The organism is Streptomyces sp. NPDC102437, assembly GCF_044765565.1.
In the GTDB taxonomy this organism is placed as follows: Bacteria; Actinomycetota; Actinomycetes; order Streptomycetales; family Streptomycetaceae; genus Streptomyces.
Genome location: NZ_JBIWKI010000028.1, coordinates 1 through 20,781, shown reverse-complemented (window position 1 = coordinate 20,781; position 20,781 = coordinate 1). Strand labels below are relative to the sequence as shown.

Here is a 20,781-nt window from a genome sequence, read left to right as displayed (position 1 = left end):
GGGAGGCGGGCCGGTCAGCCGTTCTGGCTCACCGGTGCGGAGCCGGTGGGGAAACTCGTTCCGGTCTCCCGGGTGTTGGGGATTTCGCGGCCGAGCCTCAACCGCAAGGCCATGACGACCAGCGCGGCGACAGCGAACCCGGCACCTGCCCAGGGGAGTTGCCGCGCACCGTGGTCGGCCAGCACCCAGCCGCCGACCGCCGTCCCGACGGTGATGCCGAGGTTGGAGAACGAGATGAAGAGGCTGTTGCCGAACTCGGGCGCATCGCTCGCGTCCCGCCCGAGCCAGCTCTGGCTCACGATGAGCCCGCCCGAATGCACGGCACCCCAGATCAGGACCGCCGGAACCATCGCGGCGAACAGCGGCCCGGCGGCGTACAGAAGGATATAGACCAGCAGGCACAGCACCGGGTATGCGACGACGGTGCGGACGGGACCGCGACGCAGCAGGCTGCCGAAGGCGAAGTTCCCGAGGATCATCACGATGCCGAACGCCATCAGCATGGCGCTGACCCACGTACCGTCCATGTGCGTGACCTGACCCAGGTACTCGGCGAAGTAGCCGTACACCGAGAACATCGCAGCGAAGACGAGGACGACCGACGCGATGGTCAGCCACATCCGGGGCCGCTTGAGGACGCTCAGCTGGGCACCGTAGGAGACCCGCTGTCCTCGCCCGACCGGCATCGGCGGAACGAATCGCAGGATGCCCAGGAAGGCGATCAGGTTGACGAGCGCCCCGAACCAGAAGGCCGATGCCAGGGACAGGTGCTCGGCGAGGTACGACGTCAGCGGCACGCCGAACGCGAAGCCGACGGTGACACCGGCGAACACGGTCGTCGTGGCCCGGGTCGCGTCCTTCGCCGGTACCAGCCGAGCGGCGGTGGCGAGTGCGACCGCGAAGAACACGGGATGGAACAGGGCGGGGACGATCCGGAAGGCGAGCATCACCTCGTACTGAGTGGTGAGCGCGTAGACGGCGTTGGAGACGGCGAACACCGCGATCGCGGCGGCGAGCACCTTCTTGCGGTCGATGCCGGAGGCGAGCAGCGTGGTGAACGGCCCGGACACCGCGATGACCAGGGCGAACACCCCGACGAGCCAGCCGGCGGTGGACGGTGTGACGCCGAGCTCGGCCGACACCTGGGGGAGTACACCGACCATGCCCATCTCGGTGGTGATGATCCCGAACACGCCGAGGGCGAGTACGAGGACGGTGAGGGAGGTCTTTCTCATCGGAAGGATCCGAACCTTTCATTAAATCTAGAAAAGTAGATGCATTGCATCATGGGGGAGGGAAGGGAGTGGTTGCCCGCACGGCAACACCTCGGACGGTCCGAGGCGGACGGTCCGGCTCAGGCGGTTTGGCTCAGACGGTCCGCCCCTGTTCCCACCTCGGGAACACCGAGGTCAGGAATGCCTCGCCGCGGGACACGCTTCCCGTGGAGTCGTTGCAGGAGAACGAGTTCGGCCAGCTCGGGTTGAACTTGAGCAGCATGACCGTGGCGTTGCTCTTCGCGGTGTCGGTATCGACGCCCAGTTTCTCGGTCATCCAGGTGAAGACCGCATCGCGGCGCAGTTGCTCGCGGACGAACGCGTCGCCGCCGCGCTTCACCCGGCCCTCGGCGTTGATGATGCCCTTGCGTTGCATGTCCTCTTTGAAGGAGGTGCCCATCAGCCGCCAGTTCTCCTCCCACATGGCGCGATTGGCCGCGGCCTGCTGCTTCAGCTCGTCGGCCTCCTCGGCCGTGAGGGGTGCGGCATTGTCGTTGGCCAGCCGCATGCCGGCGGTGACGGTGGGGTCGAGGGACAGGTAGACGGACTCGCCGAACTGCGGGAACAGGGCGCCCCAGCTGGTCTTGTTCAGGACGTGGCCCTCGCTGGCGGTGGCGGTGATGTCCACGGCCCCGATGGGTCGCCCCTGCGAGTACAGGACGTAGTCGGGCCGGGTGGTACCGAACGTCACCTGCGTTGAGTAGCGCGTCCCCGGGGGGAGCGAAGGCCGTCCTTCGCCCTTCAGGCGGGCCTCGGTGACGGATTCGACCGCGTACCCGAATTCCTTGGAGATTCCCCCGCTCCTGCCGTTGGCGTTGAACTCCTGCCAGACCTCGACCCAACGTTTCGTGTAGCCGTCGTAGTCGCTGAGCGGGCCCAGGCGCGGGGCGGTGGTGACGTAGTCGTAGGCCCACTGCACCGCACTGTCCACGGCGGCGAAGAAGCCCTCGAACAGGACCGTTTCAGCGGTCCCCGGGGCGCCGTTCTTGATCCTCACGATGCGACGCTGCAGCGCGGCGTCATCATCGGCGTGCGCCTTTCCGGCCTCCTGTTCCGAGGCGTGCCGGGCGGACGGTACCGGGCCCGCGAGCGCGCGGGTGGCGTTGGCCTCAGCCTCGCGTTCGAAGCGGTCACCGGGGTCGGAGACCCGGAGCCCGGCCCCGTTGTCGGTACCCGAGACCGGCCCCTGGCGCTGCTGAATCACGTGCGTCAACTCGTGCGCCAGGGTGTGCCGGTCGCCGCCGCCGTCCCCGAGCACGATGTGGCTGCCCGAGGTGTACGCGTGGGCGCCCACCTCCGCGGCGGATGCGCGGGCGGCGCTGTCCGTGTGCACACGTACGTCGCCGAAGTCGGCGCCGAGCCGGCTCTCCATCTCCTGCCGCACCGACCCGTCCAGGGGCCTGCCGGGCCTCCGCAGGACGTCGTGGACCGAGGAACGCTGAACGGACGCCTCGCTTGCCCGCCCCTGTTCCTTGTCCTGCTGAAGCATGCGCAGGACGACCGAGTTGCCGACGGTGCGCTGCAGCGGCGAGAGCTCGGGGACTCCGGCGCCGTCGACATGCGCCGACGCCGCAGCCTCGGACTTCCGGCTCTCGCTCTTCTGGCTCTTCCGGCTCTCAAGGTCCGAGGCCGAGACACGGGATCGCAAGCTCGCTCCTTCCGGCGTTACTCGTCGACAGCGTTACGGGTCAGGGGCGGAAGCGGGAACGGAGGCAGAAGCAGAGACATCGGCACGGACACGACACAACACCGCCCCGCCCAGAATGTCAGCCCGCGCGGTCACGGCGAGAGACCCGGGAGGGAAGACCCCGGGGCACTCTTCGTGCCCTCTCGCTGCACGCGCGGCGGGGCGACCTACAACTCGTCACGCACGTACTCGGCGAACTCGGCGATCACCGGCTCGTTGCGCCGGTAGTACGTCCATTTGCCGATGCGCTCCGAGACGAGCAGCCCCGCGTCCTTCAGGGTCTGGAGGTAGCCGGAGACCACCGACTGCGCCAGCCCGGCCCGCTTCTGGATGTCACCGACGCACACCCCGATGTGGAAGCCGAGCCCCTGCTGCCGGTAGGAGTCCTCGTCGAAGTACTTCTCCGGCTCCCTCAGCCACTGCATGAACTGCAGGCGCGCGGGATTGGCGAGCGCCTTGTGTACGGCCAGCGGGTCCATCGCTCCACGTCTCGACATGCATCTAGTTTTCTAGATACGTAGCGTCAAGTCAAATCGCGCAATCGACCGGGCGTCCCGCCCCCCTCGCCCTCAATCGTTATGTGAGAGCAGTGGGGCGAATGATGCGTTAGCCGACATAGGTGCATCGATGTGCCTTGACGGACTCATTGAGGTCGCAGGAGGCTGAGGAGCCCCCCACGGAAGCCCATCTCTCTCACCGTTGGATAACTATGCGCACACTTGCTTCCGCAGGCACGCTCACAGCTGCCGTTGCAGCGGCGATAATGCTCGCCCCTGCCGCCCATGCCACTGCCCCCGGGGACAACGGCACCGTGAAGATTCACGATGCCAAGACCGGCGAAGAGCTCCGCAAGAACGAGCCGCACGTGTGCACCTTCTACCTCGACGCCTTCGGGTTCGACGGAACCCAGAAGGTCGACTGGCGCATCGAGGCATGGGCCCCGACCGCCCACGTCAAGGGCGAAACCGTGAAGTCCGGTTCGCTGACGCTCGACGCCGAGGGTCATGGCCGTACGCCGGACCAGTCCCTGCCCGACGGTCACTACAAGCTGTTCTGGAACTTCGACGGCGAACACGGCCGGGCCAAGCAGAAGGTCTTCTGGACCGACTGCGGCGACGAGAAGCCCGGTGGCGGCAAGCCGACGCCTTCCTCCAAGCCGACGCCCTCCACCTCCGAGTCGACCCCGACCACCCCCGAGTCGACTCCCGCCACTCCGTCCGGCCCGGGGCAGCCGCCCGTCGAGCCCACGTCCTCCGCCCCCGCAGGCACCGTCCCCACCCCGCAGGCTTCGGCCTCCTCGCCCGCCGCGTCGTCGTCGCCGTCCGCGCACAGTGAAGGCGACCTCGCCGAGACCGGCACCGGCGCACCGGTCGGCCTGCTGTCCGCAGCCGCCGCCGCACTCGTCGCGGCAGGCGCCTTCCTGGCGATCCGCCGCCGCAAGACACAGCAGCACTGATCCGCATCGGAGCACCCGTGCTCCGTGATCGGTGAGCCCGTTGTTCTACCTCTGCCCGTGGTCAGCCCCTTGCTGACCACGGGTTTTGAGGTTCTTGGGGCGGCCGGGCGCCGCAGAAGTGATCAGCGGCCACGTGCGGGCCGGGTGCGGCGTCCCAGGGTGCGTCGGTAGTCCTGGAAGCGGGCCTTGGCGATCACAGAACGGTCGCTGTTACGGAGCACGATGCCCTCGGGGTGGCCGCCCGCGCCCTCGTCCAGGGTCACGCGGCTCGTCGGCAGGTGACCGGCGAGGAAAGTCTGCATTTCGGCGATGCCGTTCGGCAGGTCGCCTGCGCGCACCGTGGCCAGCCGCGGGACCAGCTCGATGCCTTCCGCCGTGGCGGACCGGGTCAGTTCGCCCTCGTCGAGGAACTGCTGCCCGCCGTCCTCGCGCCAGCTGGAGATCCGGGCGCGCGGCTGCTCCAGGACATCGAGCGGGATGTCGGCCGCGTCGAACAGCCGGTAGCCGACGGTCCGGCTACCGGTGTATTCGCGGCTGGCCGCGGTGACCTTGCCGCCATACACCTCCAGGTACAGGACCCGGATGCCGCTGGTGGGCGGGGTGACGCGGTCGGCGAGGGGGCGCAGCGCGTCGGCGATGCCGAGGGCGGGGTTCCCGATCAGGTCGCCGCGGGCGTAGAGGAGTTCCTCGCGGCTGCCGAGGACGTAATCACCGCCAGGGAAGCTGACGATCCGGCCGTTGGTGCCGTCGACCTTCTCGGTGAGGTACACGTCACCGTCGAACGCGGCCGCGTCCTCGATGAGGCCGCCGTTCTTCGGGTCGAGCCCGTGGTACGTAGGGATCGACGGGTACTTGGTCGCGGTGTTGAGGGCGGCGAGGTCGATGGCGCGGAGCATGCTGTGCTGTCCTTCCTGGCATCTGAACGGAGGTGTGCTGACGAACCCGCCGTACAACCCGAGGAGTAGGGGGTGTCCGCCTTGCGGCGGGCGCAGGACGGAGCCGGTGACGGCGGCCCGTTGGGCGAGCATGTAGGGCAGCGCGGTGTCCGGGCAACGTGTTTTGTTCCCCGACGTGTTTCTCGACGCCCGCGCGGGCCAGGGCGGCTGCACCACTCAAGCCGAAGCCGATGCGAAGGCCCGTACACGTGGCGGCAGATGAAGAACGTGCTGTACGGTGACCGAGTCATCACGCTCCGTGTGCTAACGCGCACATGGAGCGGCCCCCGGCGGTGCGCCAACACCATTTCCGAGGGCCTACACCACCAGTGGAGCTGAGAGGCCACCGGAAATGCTGCGTCATGCTATCGCGCCCTCCGCGCGCTATACGAAGGCATCGAACGATGTCATCCGCCACCCGCGTCTGAACAGCGACGCCAAGCTCCTGCTCCTGTACGTGCAGAGCCTCCCCGACAACACCACCTTCAGGCCCTTGAGCGAACTGGCCCAGAAGATGGGCATCAAGGGCCGCGCGTACCAGAAGGCGAAGCAACAGCTGGTCGAGAACGGCTACGTACACGAGTGGCGCAGCCAGAGCGACGGTGGCCGCTGGATCACCGAGCAACTGGTAGCGAACAACCCCCTGACGACCGCCCAGGCGTGCCGCTTACGCGAAGGCACCCCACCACTCCCGCTGCCCGCCCCCCGGCCACCGAGTACGCACTATCCGACGGTCGGTGCACCGGCTCCCCGGACGGCCGGTGGCTATGAACCGGTAGAAGACCACAGTGATAAAACCACTCCCCACCCACCCCCCAAAGCCCCCGAACTCCCCGAACCCTCCGAGCGCTCCGAAGCCCCCGAGCCTTCCGCGCCCTCCGCGCCCTCCGAACCGAGGCGTCCGACCTCCACGGCCGACGCCGCCCAACTGGCCCGCGCCGAACGCGTCCTGCTCTCCCTGCGCCACTCCCGCCGCGAACTGCACCTGGGCGTACGCGAGGCCGCGAAGCTGGCCGTCGAGGCGGTCAAGTGGCTGGAGCGCGGCCTGAGCGAATCCGACCTGCGCCACGCCCTGCTCGCCGAACGCCCGGCAGAAGGCGTGCGCTCGGCAGTCGGCTTCCTCCGCTACCGCCTCGTCCAAAAGCTCCCCGAGCCCCGCACGCCCATCGAGTCCTACGAACCCGCCCGCCCCCGCGATCTGATCGAATGCCAGGCCCCGGGCAACAAACACACCTTCCGCCCCCTGCTGGACGAGACGGAATGCACCCCGTGCCGCCTGGCCGCAGCGAACGCCACGTACTCCGAAGCCCCCTCACCGGAGCCCGACCACCTCCCATGGCGAGAACGCTTCGCAAGGATCAACGCAACACCGACGGCCCTGCCGGGCGAAGCCTGACGGCACGCACGTCTGCGATCGGCCTCGGCCTATGCTGAGCAGATGTCCGACAACGGCGCACCACCGAGCGGCTCTGACACTGAAGAGACTGGTGCCGGCGCGGAGCTACCCGCAGTCCTGCATGTCACAGGGCTCGCGCTGAGCCGAGTGGAAAGCCCTCCGTCGCTGGCCTGCTGGACCGGCTACTTCCCTGATCCAGCGCGCACGGACCCAGTCGCGACAAGCCTGCTGATCGAGCCGGCCGCCCCGCCGGACGAGGCCACCCTCCAACTCGCTCACGACGTCGTGAGCAGTTTCGACGTCTTCGTCGACCAGGCCCTGGAGTACTGCCGCACCCGGCTCCGGGAACGACACTTCGAACTCACAACAGAGGAACTGAACTGGCTGGACCTCCCGGAGCTGCCGCTGGGAGCTCCCGAAGCAACGGTGTGGGCCGACCAGACCTGGGCAATCCGCTTCACCGAGAGCCGACTCCGCCTGGCAGACCCCCACGGAATCCTCGTGACCTTCAACGGAACGGAGCCCGCCGACATCCAGGGCCTCGACGACGAGCAATGAACCGCCCGTCAGGTGATGGGCTGTCGACTCACCCTCGTACCAAGGGGGTGTGAAGTGTGTTGCAGGGTGAAGCCGGAGAACTGACGTCTCCCGCACTGACCGAGCAATGTCTGATCTGGGATCCTTACCCGTCATCGCCCAGGCGCCTCGGAGAATCGACGGTCGCTGACGTGCCTGATGGCTACGAGTGCTCCGAGAGCTCTTGGTGCGCAGAACTTCGCAGGCTTCGTACGAACTCGGTCCAGGCGCTTCGTTGCACAGTCAGTCGAACTCCGCGGGGCCGCTTCGAGTCACGCACCCCGATGACCGAGTCCAGGTCGGCGACTTCGACGCACTCCGTGCCACTTCCGCCGCTGTGCGACGACTTGAACCAGTGCGCTTGTTCGCGATCCATCAGAGCTCTCCGCAGACTCGATCCAGGAGCGTGGCAGACAGCTCGATATCCAACGCCTGCGCACGCAGGTACTCGAACGCCAATTTATAGCGCGCAAGTTCCTGCGTCTTCTCCATGAAGAGACCACCGCCAAGGATGTCCACGTACACGACGTCAAGTTCGGGTGAGGGGCCGCCGAGGACGACGAAGCTGCCCACTGCTGCCGCATGGGCGCCTGTTTCGAACGGCAGGATCTGCAGCGTGATGTGCGGCCGAGTGGCCTGTTCACACAGATGCTTCAACTGATCGCGCATGACCTCGCGGCCACCCACGATGCGTCGGATGACTGCTTCATCAATCACTGCCCAGATGTGCGGTGGCTCGGTCCGGTTGAGGAGTTCCTGCCGCTTCATGCGGATGTCCACCATGTGGTGGATCTCCTGGTCATGGCAGCGCCGTTCCGAGGCGCGGTGCACCGCTTCTGCGTACTCGCGCGTCTGGAGTAGGCCAGGCACGTACATGCAGGCGTAGTGATCCTCGCTGATCACCTCGTCTTCGAGGGTCAGCATGAGGTTCATCGACTCGGGAATCGGGTCGGCCAATGAGCGCCACCAGCCCTGAATCTTGGCTCCCTTGGCCAGTTCGACCAGCGATGCCCGCTCCTGGTCCGAAGCGCCGTACTCGCGGCACAGGGCGTCGACGGCCGGCCACTTGACCGCGCCCTCTTTCTTCTCGTAGCGACTCAAGGTTGCTTTGGAGATGCCAACCCGAGCTCCAGCCTCTTCCAGGGTGAGGCCTTTGTTTACGCGGAGGCGGCGCAAGTCTGCGCCGAGTTGGCGTCTGCGGGTGGTTGGTCCGACTGGCATGGCTGAGATCCTCCACGTTGATCCTCAAGAGCGTGCATCGCGTGGAGCACATTGAGCAAGGCAGCGCACTCCGGGGGCGTGCACTGAGTGGCGTGCTCCCAGAGGCGCGTCGTGAGAGTTCCATTTTGAGAGTTTCACTGCCACTGTATGAGACGCATGGGTTACATAGGGTGACCGTCAAGCGATGTAAGGGTGATCGGCTTGGGTGAGTGTCGCTTTGCGATGGACAGGAAGGCGTGGGACCTGGCGTTCCTGGCTGAGGCTGAAGAGCTCGCCGGCTTGCGGCGAGTGATGCGCTTGCACCTGGAGCTCTGGGGTTTGCCAGGGGTTGTCTACGCGGCGCAGATCTGCGTTACGGAACTGGTTGCAAACGTGCTCACGCACGTGGGCCCCGGGACGCCGTGTTGCTTGGCCGTTTCTATGAACGGCGATCGCCTCCGAGTTGAAGTGAGTGATCCTGACCTGCGGGGAATCCCAAGGCTCGTCGCGGCAGCGGATGGAAGCGAGACGGGGAGGGGGATGGCCCTTGTGGACGGCGTGGCGGATCGCTGGGGTGTCATCCTTCGAGGCGACTCCAAGGTCACCTGGTGTGAGCTGTCCACCGGCCTTCGATCATCAAGCGATCACGTCGATAGCCCGCAAGTCGACAAAGCCGAGACCTTGTTGAGCCTTTGTGGGCTCGGCAGTGTCGGGGTGGGAGGCCGCCGTGACCGGCTGGGTCTGGCGTTGGGGAGGGAGCTGGCAATCGACCTGATTGTGGATCTCCTTCATTGGCTCCGTGCCCACGGCTGCGATCCAGACGACGCCCTCGACTGTGCGCAAACGCACTTCGAAGCCGCGGTGGTTGAGTGAGCAGTCAAGGCTGGTCCCCCACCTCTCCCCGGCCGCGCGTGCCTATGGCCTCGATGAAGTGCCGGATCGGGCTTGATCGGTGATTTGTTTTAGGTCAAGTGGCGTCGAAATTAAGCCACTTGTCGCAGCAGGGTGGCAGGAGTGATTGAAAATGTTCGAATGGTCGGAAGCATGTTCGCATGGCTGCGTACAGAGCTTTCTTCGGACATGTGGATGGGTTTCTTCCGGGCGCCCACTTTGATTCTCGGCAGGCTGTCAAGGATGCCAAGCTTCACAAGGAGCGTGAGGCAGGGATTTCGTGGGGCCTTGATGACGAGAGGGAAAGGGCTGCCGACGCGATCGTGCTGAATCAGGGCTATGAAGACGATCTCGATCAGTGGGATGAGGTCGTTTATACAGGTGCTGGGGGCCGGGATCGGAATACTGGTCGGCAGATAGAGGATCAGACTTGGGAGAACCGTGGGAACGCAGGTCTGCGGAGAAGTCGGATATCGATCAACCCTATACGTGTCATACGAGGAAGCGACGGGGAGCGAGACTATTCGCCTGCGAGTGGTTACCGGTACGACGGTCTCTACGAGATTGTCGAGGAGTGGACCGAAGTCGGCAAGGCAGGATTTCAGATCTGTCGGTTTAGGCTGCGTCGCCTCCCAGCTGAGAAACAGGAACTGACGCCCGTTGAGCAGCAGGTCCGAGACATCCTCGACCAGCAAGGACAGGGGACGGTCGATCAGAGCGGCGCTGACACGTCTGAGGCGGCCACGCAGCGACGGACGACCACGGTTGAACGCATCGTCCGAGACACGGCTGTTGTCCGCCGGGTCAAGCAGTGGCATGAGTACACGTGTCAGATTTGCGGCCTAGCTCTGACAGTTGGGGCGGACGGCAAGAGCTACGCCGAGGGCGCGCATATACAGGCACTCGGGGGCTCTGCCGGTGGTCCCGATGTCGAAGGAAACGTGCTGTGCCTATGCCCCAACTGTCATGTGCGACTTGATCGCGGCGCTCTCTACCTGACCGATGATTTTTGCGTTGTGGATCGCTATGCAGCAGGTCTGACTTCGCGGTCGGTTCCGCTGAGGATGGTGGAACAGCATCGTGTCAGGAGGCGATTCCTGCGAGCACACCGCCGCTTCTGGCGCATAGGTGACCTGGACGGCTAACCCGCAGCGATTGCTGAGTAGGTCCACACGTCGGCTGGCATCTCGTGACGGAGGTTCCAGACGATGCCCATAGGCTTGCTGCCCTTGTGCTCGACGTACTCGGCAGGGCCAAGGAGCATCCACGGCTGCGGCCCGCCGATGTCCGTCTTCTTGTAGCGGCGGACGAAGAGGAGGACGTGGGTGCCCTTCTCCTTGTGGGTCTGGTAGCGGATTCCGGTGGGGGACGTCTCCGAGGTCTGGTTTTGAGACTCCCAGTGAAACAGGTGCTCGTTCCGGGCGTAGTCCTTGTAGCGAGTCTCTGGAGAGAAGTCCTTCTCGTCCTTTTCGAGGGTGATGAGCAGTGCGTCGGTCTGGATTTTCTCGCACCACTTCACGCCCTCGCGGAAGTGCCCCGGCATGAAGCCACCTAGGTAGGACTGTCCGAGGGCGGGGAGGATCTCTTCGCGGCTATACGAGGCGTGGACCGACAGCGGCAGGCTCGCATGCTCGCCGAGCAGGGGGACGGGTACGTGGTCAGCCTGGTCCAGGACGTGAGCGAGGACCTGGCGGAGTTCGTCGCGGAAGGCGTGCTGAGGGCGAAGAGTGTCGAAGCCCTCCTGGTAACTGCTGAAGCCGCCGCCCAGTGGCCACAGCGAGAAGAAGAACATGCGAGCGAAAGCCTGCTCCTGTTCGCTGAGCTCGCTGTACGAGCGGGCATCGTCGATGAGCAGCTTGCTGTAGGCGGCGACTCGGAGTGGGTCATCAACATGGAGGAAGGCTGAGATGCGCTTGAGTAGCGGGGACTCGCCGCCTGGCGCGGGCTCGGGGAGAAGCTTCGCCCGACGCAGCAGGCTTGTCCATGAGTTTCCGTTGCGGTACAGCTCCTTGAGCTCTCGACGGCTCTCCCGGAGGTAGCTGGCGAGTTGCGGCTCGGCGTAGTCGGCGACCTCGCGGGCGAGTTGAGTGACGTTGACACTGATCTGGCTGCGGATGTTGTCAATGATCAGATCCTTGGCCTTCGACTCAAGGATGATCTGGCAGCCAGATGGCAGCTGTGGGAAGTCGTGCTCGATGTTGGTGAGCAGACGATTGCGGGTGAGGTTGGTCAGCGCGCGGAACTGCTCCTCGAAGCGGAACTCCTTGCGGTGCTGACCGATGAAGTCCAGGACGGTGAGAACGGCCTTGTCCTCGGTCCGACGCAGGCCACGGCCCAGCTGCTGGAGGAACACTGTGGCGCTGGAAGTGGGGCGCAGGAGAAGCAAGGTGTCGACGTCGGGAATGTCGAGTCCCTCGTTGAACAGGTCGACAGAGAAGATGACTTGGAGCGTTCCGGCTTTGAGCCGATCCAGGGCGTCCTTGCGCTCATGGCGCGGGGTCTCGCCGGACAGCGCGACCGCGTTGAGGCCGGCTCGGCGGAAGAAGTCGGCCATGAAGAGTGCGTGTGCGACTGACACGCAGAAGCCCAAGGCACGCATCGAGCCCGGGTCGGCAACCTTATCCCTCACGGCCTGCACTACGAGCCTGGCGCGTGCGTCATTGCCAGTGAAGAGGTTGCTGAGGTCCCCGGCGTCGTACGATCCACGCTTCCAGGCGATGGCGCTCATGTCGGTGTTGTCGGTGACACCGAAGTAGTGGAAGGGGCTGAGGAGGTCGTTCTCTAGAGCTTCCCAGAGGCGCATCTCAGCGGCGATCCGACCGTCAAAGAACTCGTCTTGGATGTTCAGTCCATCCATGCGTTCCGGGGTTGCAGTGAGCCCGAGGAGCTCCTGCGGCTTGAAGTGATCCAGGATCCGCCGGTACGTCGGAGACGTACCGTGGTGAAACTCGTCGATCACGATGACATCGAAGTGGTCTGGGGCGAGGCGGTCCAGCGCACGTGAGTTGAGCGATTGGACGCTGCCGAAGACGTGCGTCCAATCGTCAGGGATCTCCCCTCCGGCGAAGAGTTCGCCGAAGTTCGCGTCCACCAATACGTTCTGGTAGACGCGCAGCGACTGTTCCAAGATCTCCTTGCGATGAGCGACGAAGAGCAGCCGCGGATGGCGGCCTAGCGTCTGCCGCAGGCGCTTGAAGTCCAAGGCCGCCATCACGGTCTTGCCCGTCCCGGTCGCGGCAACGAGGAGGTTGCGGTGCCTGTCGTGGACGATGCGTTCCACTTCGAGACGTTCGAGCATGTCGCGCTGGTGAGGGTAAGGACGAACCTCAAGTCCGGAGAGTGTGATGGCGGGGCTTCCGTTCCGGCTGGACCCGCCAGCCTGGGCGAGCGCTTCATCGAGTCGTGATGCGTCGCTGTCGGGGTCGTACGGTTCGAAGGAGCGCTCGCTCCAGTAGGCATCGAATGTTGCCTCGAACTTGCGGATGACAGGCGGGGTGGCCACCGACGACAGTCGCACGTTCCATTCGAGCCCATCGAGCAGTGCCGCCTTGGAGAGGTTCGAGCTACCTACGTACGCAGTATCGAAGCCGCTGTCGCGACGGAAGAGCCACGCCTTGGCATGCAGGCGTGTGGAGCGGAGCTCGTAGTTGACCCTCACCTCAGCACCGAATTCGTGGACCAGGCGGTCCAGCGCACGACGCTCGGTGGCTCCGATGTAGGTGGTGGTCAGCACGCGGATGGGGACGCCGCGATCGCGCGCGGAGGAGAGCGACTGCTCAAGGACTCGGAGTCCATGCCACTTCACGAAGGCACAGAGGAGGTCGACGCGGTCTGCCGTAGCCAACTCGGCTCGCAGCTCAAATCCCAGGCTCGGGTCTTCGGGGGAATTGGTGATGAGCGCTGTCTCGGAGAGGGGAGTCGCCGGGCGAACTGCGTAGACGCCGGGCTCCTTTTGCTCTGCGACTGCGAGCAGTTGGCGCGGGCCTTCGAGGACGAGGTCGACCCACTCGGTCGCGCCTTCGATGGTGCTGAGCGAATCCAGGATGTGGTTTGCGGCGACTACCTGCTCCGCAAGCGAGAGGCCCTGGAGGACTCTTCGCACGACGTTCGCAATGTGGCGGGTCAGTACGGCTGGTGCAGATTCAACGCCAACCACTTCGTCGATGGAGCGCCATCCCGCGGAGTCGAACTGCTTCATACGATCTTCGAGGCGCTGGGTGATCAGCGTCTCATACAGCCCAGCGACCGGAGCTGCGTTGCCTGCTACCTCGTTGGGCATGGCGGAATCCCCTCGTCTCGCCAGCTACGTATGCAGTTGTATCAAGTGGCACTGACAAGCCACCGGTTGCCTGCGCCTTTGCGTTGGGACGGCGGCTACTGGGCCCCGTCTTCGGGCCCTCCGCGCGAGCCCCGCACGTAGGCCAAGCCTGGCTGGCCGCCCAGCTGGACCTCTTCTCCCGTGGGGGCGAAGCCCGCGCGGGTCAGGACGGTTCGGGAGGCCGTGTTGTCGAGGGCGGCTGATGCGCGGAGGGTGGTCAGGCCGTATTCCGTGGCCGCCAGGGTGCAGAGGTGGAGGACGGTGGCCGTGGCCAGGCCTCGGCGGGTGGCCTTCTCGGCCATGCGGAAGCCCAGCTCGGCCGAGCCGTCCGCGACGTCGACCAGGTTGAAGCGGCCCAGTACTTCGCCGTCCGGGGCGACCAGGACGTGGAAGTGGCAGAGGCCGGCGTCCTGTTCGGTGAGCAGGGCGGTGAGGCGGGCGGCGAAGTCGGTGAAGTAGGCGTCGCCCCGGTCCGGTACGGATGCGGCGAAGTACGTGCGGTTCTCCTGCTCGAAAGTGAGCAGGGCGGGCGCGTGGTCGGGGCGGAGACGCTGGAGTTCGGGCATGGCAGAACCATATGGATTCCGGACTGCTCGGTGGATTTGTTTTGCTGGCGAGGTTCCGGGAGGGGTGGTGGCCGCGTGGCCTTCGGGGGTGTGCGCTTCCGTGTTCCCGTTCGCGCAGTGAGGGTGCCCGTTGGGGCAAGTCCGGTGGCAGATAACGGAGTTGGTCTTCCGTAGGGCCTTCCGGGCTTCGTATGTTTCTCCTTGGTGTGTTGGCCGAAACGGTGGGGTACGCGGCAGCGACGGGCCGGGAGGGCGGATGAAGGCGGTTCCGGGGAACGGCCCCGCCTCCGAACCCGGCCGCAGGGTTACCCCCCTTCAGGAGAACGTGACACTTAAGCCCGAAGTGTCACGTTCGCAAGCGCCCCCACCCCACCGCCCGTCGGCCGACCGTCCGGCCCCCGATTCCCGCAGCGTGCAGCGCCTGCAACGCGCGGCGGGCAACAGGGCCGTCTCCCGTCTGGTCGCGCAGCGCTATACGGCCCCGGTGAAACCGTCTCCCGCCCAGGCCCCCGGCTTCCGCAAGGTCAAGGCGGACGTGGCGGCCAAGAAGGTCCGCCTGGCCGCGCACGTCCCCGCCGCCGCCGAGTCCAAGTCCGCGCAGGACGCGGCCGTCGCACCCCCCGACGACAAGGAGGCCCAGGGCAAGGCGGCGAACGCCGAGAAGATGAACGCGGCGAAGCCCGGCGAGTTCAACAAGCAGGCGTTCATCGACGCGGTGAACAAGGCGATCGACGCGCAGGCGCCGAAGAACCTCGACGACGCCGACAAGTTCTCCAAGTCCGGCAAGGCCGACCAGATCAAGGGCGAGGTCGACGGGAAGGTCAAGGACGGGAAGGACTCCTCCGCCAAGGACATCGACACCGCTACGAAGGCTCCGCCGGACACGGCTGCGGCGAAGGACAAGCCGGTCACCCCGATGACCCCGGATCAGGCGCCGGGCAACCCCGGCGCTCCGTCCGCGGCGGATGCCGTGCCCGCCCAGCAGCCCGCGCCCGTGACGGACTTCTCCGAGGGGCCGGCCGCCAACGACCAGGCGATGGCGGACGCGGAGGTCACCGAGGACCAGCTCGTCAAGGGCAACGAGCCGGAATTCGATCAGGCTCTCTCGGCCAAGAAGACCGCCGAGACCGATTCCGCGAAGGCTCCCGCAAAGGGCAGGGCTGCCGAGGCTCAGCAGCTGAGTACCGCGAAGGCCGGGGCGGCGGCCTCCGGGGCGCAGGCCATGAACGCGTTGACCGCGACCCGCGCCTCCGCGGGCAAGCAGGTCGACGGCGGCAAGGGTGAGACGAAGTCGAAGGACGAGAAGAAGCGCGCCGAGGTCACGGCGAAGCTCCAGAAGGTCTACGACGGGACGAAGAAGGACGTCGAGACCACTCTGTCCGGCCTCGACAAGAAGGTCGACGAGGCATTCACCTCGGGCGAGAAGGCGGCCCGCGACGCGTTCACCGCCGACCACAAACGCCGGATGAAGGCGTACAAGGACAAGCGGTATTCGGGGTGGACGGGCAAGGCGCGGTGGGTCAAGGACAAGTTCGCGGGCCTGCCCAAGGAGGCCAACAACCTCTACCAGGAGGCCCGCAAGCTCTACGTCGCGAAGATGCAGACGGTCATCTCGTCGGTGGCCGACATCATCGGCGCGGAGCTCGGCAGGGCGAAGGCCCGTATCGCGAAGGGGCGGGCGGAGCTGAAGGCCGAGGTCGACAAGCTCCCCGCAGACCTGAAGCAGTTCGGCGAGGACGCGGCGAAGGACTTCGCGGGGAAGTTCGACGACCTCGAAGCCACCGTCAACGAGAAGTCCGAGCAGCTCGTCCAGGACCTCGCCCAGAAGTACACCGCCGCGCTGAACAAGGTCGACGAGGAGATCAAGAAGCTCCAGGAAGCCAACAAGGGGCTGATCGACAAGGCGAAGGACGCGATCGTCGGCGTCATCAAGACGATCAACGAGCTGAAGAACCTTCTCCTCGGCATCCTGGCCAAGGCCGCCTCCGCGATCATGAAGATCATCAAGGACCCCATCGGTTTCCTGGGCAACCTGGTCAAGGCAGTCGGTGCCGGGCTTCAGCTCTTCGTCACCAACATCGCCACCCACCTCAAGACCGGGGTCGTGTCCTGGCTGCTGGGCACCGCGGTCAAGGCGGGTCTCGAACTCCCGCAGAAGTTCGACCTCAAGGGCATCATCCAGCTCATCGGCTCCCTCCTCGGCCTCACCTGGGCCAACATCCGCGCCCGCATCACGCGCAAGGGCATCCCCGACCAGGCGATGACCGCCGTCGAGTCCTCCGTCCCCGTCGCGAAGAAACTCGCCACCGAGGGCCCCGCGGGCGCCGTCAAGGAGATCGAGTCCGAGGCCGGCGACCTCAAGGCCACCATCCTCGAAAAACTCACCAGCTACCTGATCCCCACCGTCATCATCGCCGGGATCACCTGGATCATCTCCCTCCTCAACCCCGCCTCCGCCTTCGTCCGCGCGGTCAAGGGAATCATCGACATCGTCACGTTCATCGTGAACCAGGGCGCCCAGATCGTGGAGTTCGTCAACGCCGTCCTGGATGCGGTGATCGCCATCGCCAACGGGGGTTCGGCGGGCGTCCCGAAGATGGTCGAGGCCGCCCTCGCGGCCAGTGTGCCGCTACTGATCGGCTTTCTTGCCTCACTCCTCGGCATCGGATCCCTCGCCAACAAAGTCAAATCCGTCTTCCACGCCGTCGCTCGCCCGGTGAACAGGGCCATCGACAAAATCGTGAGCTTCATCGTCAAGAAAGGTAAAGCCCTCTGGAGCAAACTCAAAGAAAGAACTGGGACCAGCAGAGGGTATTCGGGTAAAAAAAGCACCGACGTCAAGAATGAAAATGGTAAATCGAAGACAGTTCGCATTCCCTTTCAAATGCAGGGGCGACGGCACCACCTCATCTTTGTGCCGCCGAAACGAATCCTCATGGCGTCTACGCCAGAGAAGATCCACTCCAAGGCGAGCGACACTATTGCCGCACTGAGAAAGATTGATGATCCATCCGGAAGGACAGCTGGAAAAATAGCCGAGCTTGAGTACATAGTTGCACTCGCCGATAACGCCATGGTCGCACTTGAACTATTCGGCGGAAATGAGAAGGACGAAGACGTCAAGCGCGAGCTGGACGCTCTTCGAGTCGAGTGCGAGGCGTACGCACGCCGCCACGACGTCAAAGACATCGACCCAGATGAAGAATCAAAGGAGAACGCAGAGAAGCGCTGGCGTGAGACGATTGACCGAGCCAGGCACGTCGCCCCCCGCAACTATTCAGACGCAAAGCATTGGAAGGGAAAGAACGCCGACCAGAGGCGCGAAGCGAGCAAGAATGACGGCCCCGGACAATTCCTCTTTTCGCTTACAGAAGCCCAAGTGGTGGAGCTGGAGCGTGATACTTTACTAAACGGCGAACGAGACCCCCAGGGAGGCGGAACTTTCCACGCTTTCAAGAAATTTGATAATCAAATCGGATGGGCCAATGATAAGGAGGCTTATTGGATGCGGGCGGAAATAACCGACCTGGATCCGGAGCACCCTACCGAATCAACGAAACCAGGATCTGTTCATTCACACCCAAGAATGACAAGGAATGGCTAGCCGATCCATGCGTAAACTGATGCCTCTGCGCTTCCCCGCCGGCTGGGCCGTCATCTTTAATATCTTCGTGGAGTTCCCTCCAGAGGAACCACCGACACCCGCCGAAATCGAGGCGTACTTCAGTGAAGACATTCTCTCTGCTCAGCGAATTGCCTATACGGGCGACGGGTGGGCGGTTGACATGTCTGCCGACGTGATCGACTTGGGCTGGTATCCCAGCGGGAACCCCGACGGTACGTACAGGCTGTGCCTCGTCCGAGACGGCTGGGACGATGTCCCCGTACGGTTCGAGCACCGCGACTGCTACATCGTCCAGAAGGCTCTGGACACGCTCATGCGCATGCTGTCCGAAGGGAAAAGGGCAACATTGATTGCACGCGTACTCGCTGATCCACGTTTTCTGAACGCTCCGTCTCGGTCTCCCTTGCCTCCGGCGACCACCTGAAGTCTGCCGCGTGGTCTTCCATTCAATGTGGGCGTGGAGGGCATTCCCCCGAATTGGATTTCAGACCTCACCCACCTGCACCGGAAGCGATTTCACCCCGTTGGTGAAGTTCGACACCAGGCGGCGTGGCAGGCCCGCGAGTTCGAGTCGGCCCGGCGGCAGGGTTCGGCACACCACCTCATGCAGCACCCGCAGCCGCAGCCGCGCGAAGCGCGCGCCCAGGCAGACGTGCGGGCCGTCGCCGAAGGAAGCGTGGGGGTTCGGGTGAATTCGCCTGATGGGGCGGGGGCTCACCGCATGGAGACGGGCACATCCGAGGCGGGCCCTCAGTGCCGGTGAGGAGCGTGGCCGGCCGAGGCATGCCCGGACCCGACCCCGCCCCTCCGCACCGCCGACATTCAGTCCGCCCCGTGGCACTCCCGGTAAGCCCGCCCCGAGCCGCACCAGCAGGCCGCGCTGCGGGCCGGGGGCCAGGGGATCGCGCGGCCGCGGGCGGCGAGGGTGGTGGCGTACTGGGGGAGGAGGCCCGGGTCGGACGGGGACGCGGCCTCCGAGGCGGCGAACGCCTCGTACGAGGGGACCGTGCCGGTCACGATGCCCAGGTTCGGGGTACCGGCCTGGTGGAGGTCGCGGAGGGCGGACTCCAGGCGGGCCAGGTGCTCGGGGTGGGAGGGGTACTCCTCGCGCAGGTCCGGGTAGGCGGCGAGGAGTTCGGTGAGTTCGGTGGCCGGCCAGTGCAGCACCGCGACGGGGAACGGCCGGGACAGCGCGGTGCGGTACGTGCCCAACTCGGCGCGGAGGCGGGTGATCTCGGCCCGGAGCTCGCCCGGGTCCGAGGAGCCCAGCGACCACAGGCGCTTCGGGTCGTGGAGCTCGTCCAGCGGGACGGCGGCGGTGTGCAGGGTGTCGGCCAGCTCGTCCCAGGAGTCGTGGTCGACGCCCATCAGCCTGCGTACCCGGTGGCGGCCGAAAATCAGCGACTGGACGGCGTACGGGACCTCCTCGCCCGGCGTCAGGAGCAGCGTCAGCGCGGTCGAGAAGTAGTCGTGGGCCGCTTCGAGTTCGTCGTGGGCTTCGAGGGTCTCGGCCACGATCTCCCAGGGGCCCGGGTCGAGCGGGCCCGCGGCGCGGATGCCTTCGATGATCGCGCGGGCCTCCGCCTCGTGGCCGTACTCCCACAGGTTGGCCGCGTTGAGGGCCTTGACCAGGTGCGGGTGGTCGAGATCGAGGTCGGGGGAGCCGAGGAGTTCGTCGTAGAGGGTGGTGGCGCGGGCGCGGTCGCCGGCGAGTTCCAGATGGGCCGCGGCCTGGAGGAGCAGCGGCTCACGGTCCTCGGGGTACCGCGCCGCGGCGCGCAGCAGGCGCTCGGCTTCGGTGGTGTGGTCGGCAGGCGTGTCGGGGCGCATGGACCACACCGTACTGCTGTACGGCTCCGGGGCGGAGAGTTGTTCCAGGCCTGGTGAGTTACGGGCCGGGGGCCTATCGTGCGGCCGTGCGGGAGCGGATACCGGTGGTGGTGCAGCGCAACTCGCGAGGGCGCAGGGTCGCCGCGCGCGGGCTCTGGACGGGTGCCGAGCTGGTGGTGACCCTCGGCGTCGTCCTGTTGTTGCTCGTTGTTCATCAGCTGTGGTGGACCAACCGGCAGGCCCGCTCCGGGGCCGAGCACCAGGTGCGGGCTCTTCAGCGGGAGTGGGGGGAGGAGCGCGGGGGAGCCGGGGTGGTGCCCGGCGTTGATCCCGGGGGCGGGGGAGCGGCCGGGGAACCGGGCGGGCCCGGCGGGTCCGGTGGGGCGTCGGGCGGGGGACGTGCCGCCCGTTCCGCGCCCCGGTGGGACCAGGCGTACGCCGTCATCCGCATCCCACGGATCGGGCTCGTCGCGCCCGTCGCCCAGGGCATCAGCAAGAGCGGCGTCCTCGACAAGGGGTACGTCGGGCACTACCCGCGCACCGCGCAGCCCGGCCGGCCCGGGAACTTCGCGCTCGCCGGGCACCGCAACACGCACGGCGAACCCTTCAGGTACATCAACCGGCTGCGGCGCGGGGACCGGATCACCGTCGAGACCCGGGACGCCGTGTACACGTACACCGTCGACCGGACGCTCGCGCGGACGAGCCCGCGCGACGGCGGTGTCATCGCCGCGATCCCGCGCAGCAACGTGAAGCCGTACACCGGGTACACCGAGGCCGGTACCTATGTGACGCTCACTACCTGCACGCCCGAATTCACCTCCCGGTACCGGCTTGTCGTATGGGGAAAACTCGTGGATGTCCGGTCGCGGTAGCGGCGTCGCACTAAGAAGCCGTTGTCTTTCCGGCTGTGATAGCTGGGTTTCCGCTGGTCAGGCGTGAAGGAGCTTCTTCCGCAGTAGAGATGACACGTCGTGTCTTCTCTACGGTGGAGGTGCCGGATGCCGTCTGTGATGGGGCTGATCGA

17 protein-coding genes and 1 pseudogene are annotated in these 20,781 nt (G+C 65.8%); 8 read left to right on the top strand and 10 right to left on the bottom strand.

What is annotated here, in order from left to right:
• Positions 1-14 precede the first annotated feature (14 nt).
• From ACIRJP_RS29535 to ACIRJP_RS29525, 3 genes are all read right to left on the bottom strand, one after another.
• Complete coding sequence (locus tag ACIRJP_RS29535) at positions 15-1,235, bottom strand: MFS transporter (RefSeq protein WP_404180471.1); 1,221 nt, start codon at positions 1,233-1,235, stop codon at positions 15-17.
• A 133-nt stretch (positions 1,236-1,368) separates the two neighbouring features.
• Positions 1,369-2,922: a DUF4157 domain-containing protein gene (locus ACIRJP_RS29530; protein ID WP_404180468.1), complete on the bottom strand. Its 1,554-nt coding sequence runs from the start codon at positions 2,920-2,922 to the stop codon at positions 1,369-1,371.
• 206 nt (positions 2,923-3,128) lie between these two features.
• Positions 3,129-3,458: an ArsR/SmtB family transcription factor gene (locus ACIRJP_RS29525; protein ID WP_404180465.1), complete on the bottom strand. Its 330-nt coding sequence runs from the start codon at positions 3,456-3,458 to the stop codon at positions 3,129-3,131.
• A 212-nt stretch (positions 3,459-3,670) separates the two neighbouring features.
• Between ACIRJP_RS29525 and ACIRJP_RS29520 the strand changes: the two genes are divergently transcribed.
• On the top strand, positions 3,671-4,417 hold the full coding sequence (locus ACIRJP_RS29520) for an LPXTG cell wall anchor domain-containing protein (protein ID WP_404180462.1): 747 nt from the start codon (positions 3,671-3,673) through the stop codon (positions 4,415-4,417).
• Positions 4,418-4,539: 122 nt separating this feature from the next.
• On the opposite strand, the gene ACIRJP_RS29515 is transcribed toward ACIRJP_RS29520, so the two are convergent.
• Positions 4,540-5,313, bottom strand: coding sequence for an RNA ligase family protein (locus ACIRJP_RS29515; protein WP_404180459.1), 774 nt, complete (start codon positions 5,311-5,313; stop codon positions 4,540-4,542).
• 391 nt (positions 5,314-5,704) lie between these two features.
• Here ACIRJP_RS29515 and ACIRJP_RS29510 point away from each other — a divergent pair, with 391 nt between their 5' ends.
• On the top strand, positions 5,705-6,748 hold the full coding sequence (locus tag ACIRJP_RS29510) for a helix-turn-helix domain-containing protein (protein ID WP_404180456.1): 1,044 nt from the start codon (positions 5,705-5,707) through the stop codon (positions 6,746-6,748).
• Between the two features lie 147 nt (positions 6,749-6,895).
• Positions 6,896-7,306 carry a hypothetical protein gene (locus ACIRJP_RS29505; protein ID WP_404180453.1) on the top strand — a complete coding sequence of 137 codons (411 nt, stop codon included), beginning with the start codon at positions 6,896-6,898 and terminating at the stop codon, positions 7,304-7,306.
• Between the two features lie 181 nt (positions 7,307-7,487).
• Here ACIRJP_RS29505 and ACIRJP_RS29500 read toward each other — a convergent pair whose 3' ends face one another.
• Both ACIRJP_RS29500 and ACIRJP_RS29495 read right to left on the bottom strand, forming a co-directional pair.
• The gene (locus ACIRJP_RS29500; RefSeq protein WP_404180450.1) at positions 7,488-7,700 is read right to left on the bottom strand and encodes a DUF397 domain-containing protein; all 213 of its coding nucleotides are present in this window, start codon (positions 7,698-7,700) and stop codon (positions 7,488-7,490) included.
• Entirely contained in the window at positions 7,700-8,545 is an 846-nt protein-coding gene (locus ACIRJP_RS29495) for a helix-turn-helix domain-containing protein (RefSeq protein WP_404180447.1), read from the bottom strand. Before ACIRJP_RS29495 ends, ACIRJP_RS29500 begins: the two co-directional genes overlap by 1 nt.
• A 222-nt stretch (positions 8,546-8,767) precedes the next feature.
• Here ACIRJP_RS29495 and ACIRJP_RS29490 point away from each other — a divergent pair, with 222 nt between their 5' ends.
• Together ACIRJP_RS29490 and ACIRJP_RS29485 are read left to right on the top strand one after the other, a co-directional pair.
• Positions 8,768-9,397, top strand: coding sequence for an ATP-binding protein (locus ACIRJP_RS29490; RefSeq protein ID WP_404180444.1), 630 nt, complete (start codon positions 8,768-8,770; stop codon positions 9,395-9,397).
• A gap of 179 nt (positions 9,398-9,576) precedes the next feature.
• The gene (locus ACIRJP_RS29485) at positions 9,577-10,560 is read left to right on the top strand and encodes a YDG/SRA domain-containing protein (RefSeq protein ID WP_404180441.1); all 984 of its coding nucleotides are present in this window, start codon (positions 9,577-9,579) and stop codon (positions 10,558-10,560) included.
• Here the strand turns inward: ACIRJP_RS29485 and ACIRJP_RS29480 are convergent.
• The gene (locus ACIRJP_RS29480) at positions 10,557-13,694 is read right to left on the bottom strand and encodes a DUF3427 domain-containing protein (RefSeq protein WP_404180438.1); all 3,138 of its coding nucleotides are present in this window, start codon (positions 13,692-13,694) and stop codon (positions 10,557-10,559) included. The two genes, ACIRJP_RS29485 and ACIRJP_RS29480, sit on opposite strands and share 4 nt — an antisense overlap.
• A 95-nt stretch (positions 13,695-13,789) precedes the next feature.
• Entirely contained in the window at positions 13,790-14,299 is a 510-nt protein-coding gene (locus ACIRJP_RS29475; RefSeq protein WP_404180435.1) for a GNAT family N-acetyltransferase, read from the bottom strand.
• A gap of 130 nt (positions 14,300-14,429) precedes the next feature.
• Between ACIRJP_RS29475 and ACIRJP_RS29470 the strand changes: the two genes are divergently transcribed.
• Positions 14,430-17,903, top strand: coding sequence for a hypothetical protein (locus tag ACIRJP_RS29470; protein WP_404180432.1), 3,474 nt, complete (start codon positions 14,430-14,432; stop codon positions 17,901-17,903).
• Positions 17,904-17,910: 7 nt separating this feature from the next.
• Entirely contained in the window at positions 17,911-18,348 is a 438-nt protein-coding gene (locus ACIRJP_RS29465; protein ID WP_404180429.1) for a hypothetical protein, read from the top strand.
• Positions 18,349-18,408: 60 nt separating this feature from the next.
• Here ACIRJP_RS29465 and ACIRJP_RS29460 read toward each other — a convergent pair.
• Together ACIRJP_RS29460 and ACIRJP_RS29455 are read right to left on the bottom strand one after the other, a co-directional pair.
• Positions 18,409-18,612: pseudogene (locus ACIRJP_RS29460) on the bottom strand (cytochrome P450); the annotation flags it as partial.
• Between the two features lie 134 nt (positions 18,613-18,746).
• Positions 18,747-19,754, bottom strand: a complete 1,008-nt coding sequence (locus ACIRJP_RS29455; RefSeq protein WP_404180426.1) for an SEC-C metal-binding domain-containing protein — start codon at positions 19,752-19,754, stop codon at positions 18,747-18,749.
• An 86-nt stretch (positions 19,755-19,840) separates the two neighbouring features.
• Between ACIRJP_RS29455 and ACIRJP_RS29450 the strand changes: the two genes are divergently transcribed.
• Positions 19,841-20,629 (top strand): class E sortase, encoded by a 789-nt coding sequence (locus ACIRJP_RS29450; RefSeq protein WP_404180423.1) that lies wholly within the window; start codon positions 19,841-19,843, stop codon positions 20,627-20,629.
• Positions 20,630-20,781: the final 152 nt, after the last annotated feature.

Bases quoted from the DNA above. Each gene is read 5' to 3' on its own strand.
- ACIRJP_RS29500 (WP_404180450.1), bottom strand. From the start codon at position 7,700: ATGGATCGCGAACAAGCGCACTGGTTCAAGTCGTCGCACAGCGGCGGA.
- ACIRJP_RS29525 (WP_404180465.1), bottom strand. From the start codon at position 3,458: ATGTCGAGACGTGGAGCGATGGACCCGCTGGCCGTACACAAGGCGCTC.
- ACIRJP_RS29515 (WP_404180459.1), bottom strand. From the start codon at position 5,313: ATGCTCCGCGCCATCGACCTCGCCGCCCTCAACACCGCGACCAAGTAC.
- ACIRJP_RS29490 (WP_404180444.1), top strand. From the start codon at position 8,768: ATGGACAGGAAGGCGTGGGACCTGGCGTTCCTGGCTGAGGCTGAAGAG.
- ACIRJP_RS29475 (WP_404180435.1), bottom strand. From the start codon at position 14,299: ATGCCCGAACTCCAGCGTCTCCGCCCCGACCACGCGCCCGCCCTGCTC.
- ACIRJP_RS29535 (WP_404180471.1), bottom strand. From the start codon at position 1,235: ATGAGAAAGACCTCCCTCACCGTCCTCGTACTCGCCCTCGGCGTGTTC.
- ACIRJP_RS29480 (WP_404180438.1), bottom strand. From the start codon at position 13,694: ATGCCCAACGAGGTAGCAGGCAACGCAGCTCCGGTCGCTGGGCTGTAT.
- ACIRJP_RS29465 (WP_404180429.1), top strand. From the start codon at position 17,911: ATGCGTAAACTGATGCCTCTGCGCTTCCCCGCCGGCTGGGCCGTCATC.
- ACIRJP_RS29520 (WP_404180462.1), top strand. From the start codon at position 3,671: ATGCGCACACTTGCTTCCGCAGGCACGCTCACAGCTGCCGTTGCAGCG.
- ACIRJP_RS29455 (WP_404180426.1), bottom strand. From the start codon at position 19,754: ATGCGCCCCGACACGCCTGCCGACCACACCACCGAAGCCGAGCGCCTG.
- ACIRJP_RS29485 (WP_404180441.1), top strand. From the start codon at position 9,577: ATGGCTGCGTACAGAGCTTTCTTCGGACATGTGGATGGGTTTCTTCCG.
- ACIRJP_RS29495 (WP_404180447.1), bottom strand. From the start codon at position 8,545: ATGCCAGTCGGACCAACCACCCGCAGACGCCAACTCGGCGCAGACTTG.
- ACIRJP_RS29510 (WP_404180456.1), top strand. From the start codon at position 5,705: ATGCTGCGTCATGCTATCGCGCCCTCCGCGCGCTATACGAAGGCATCG.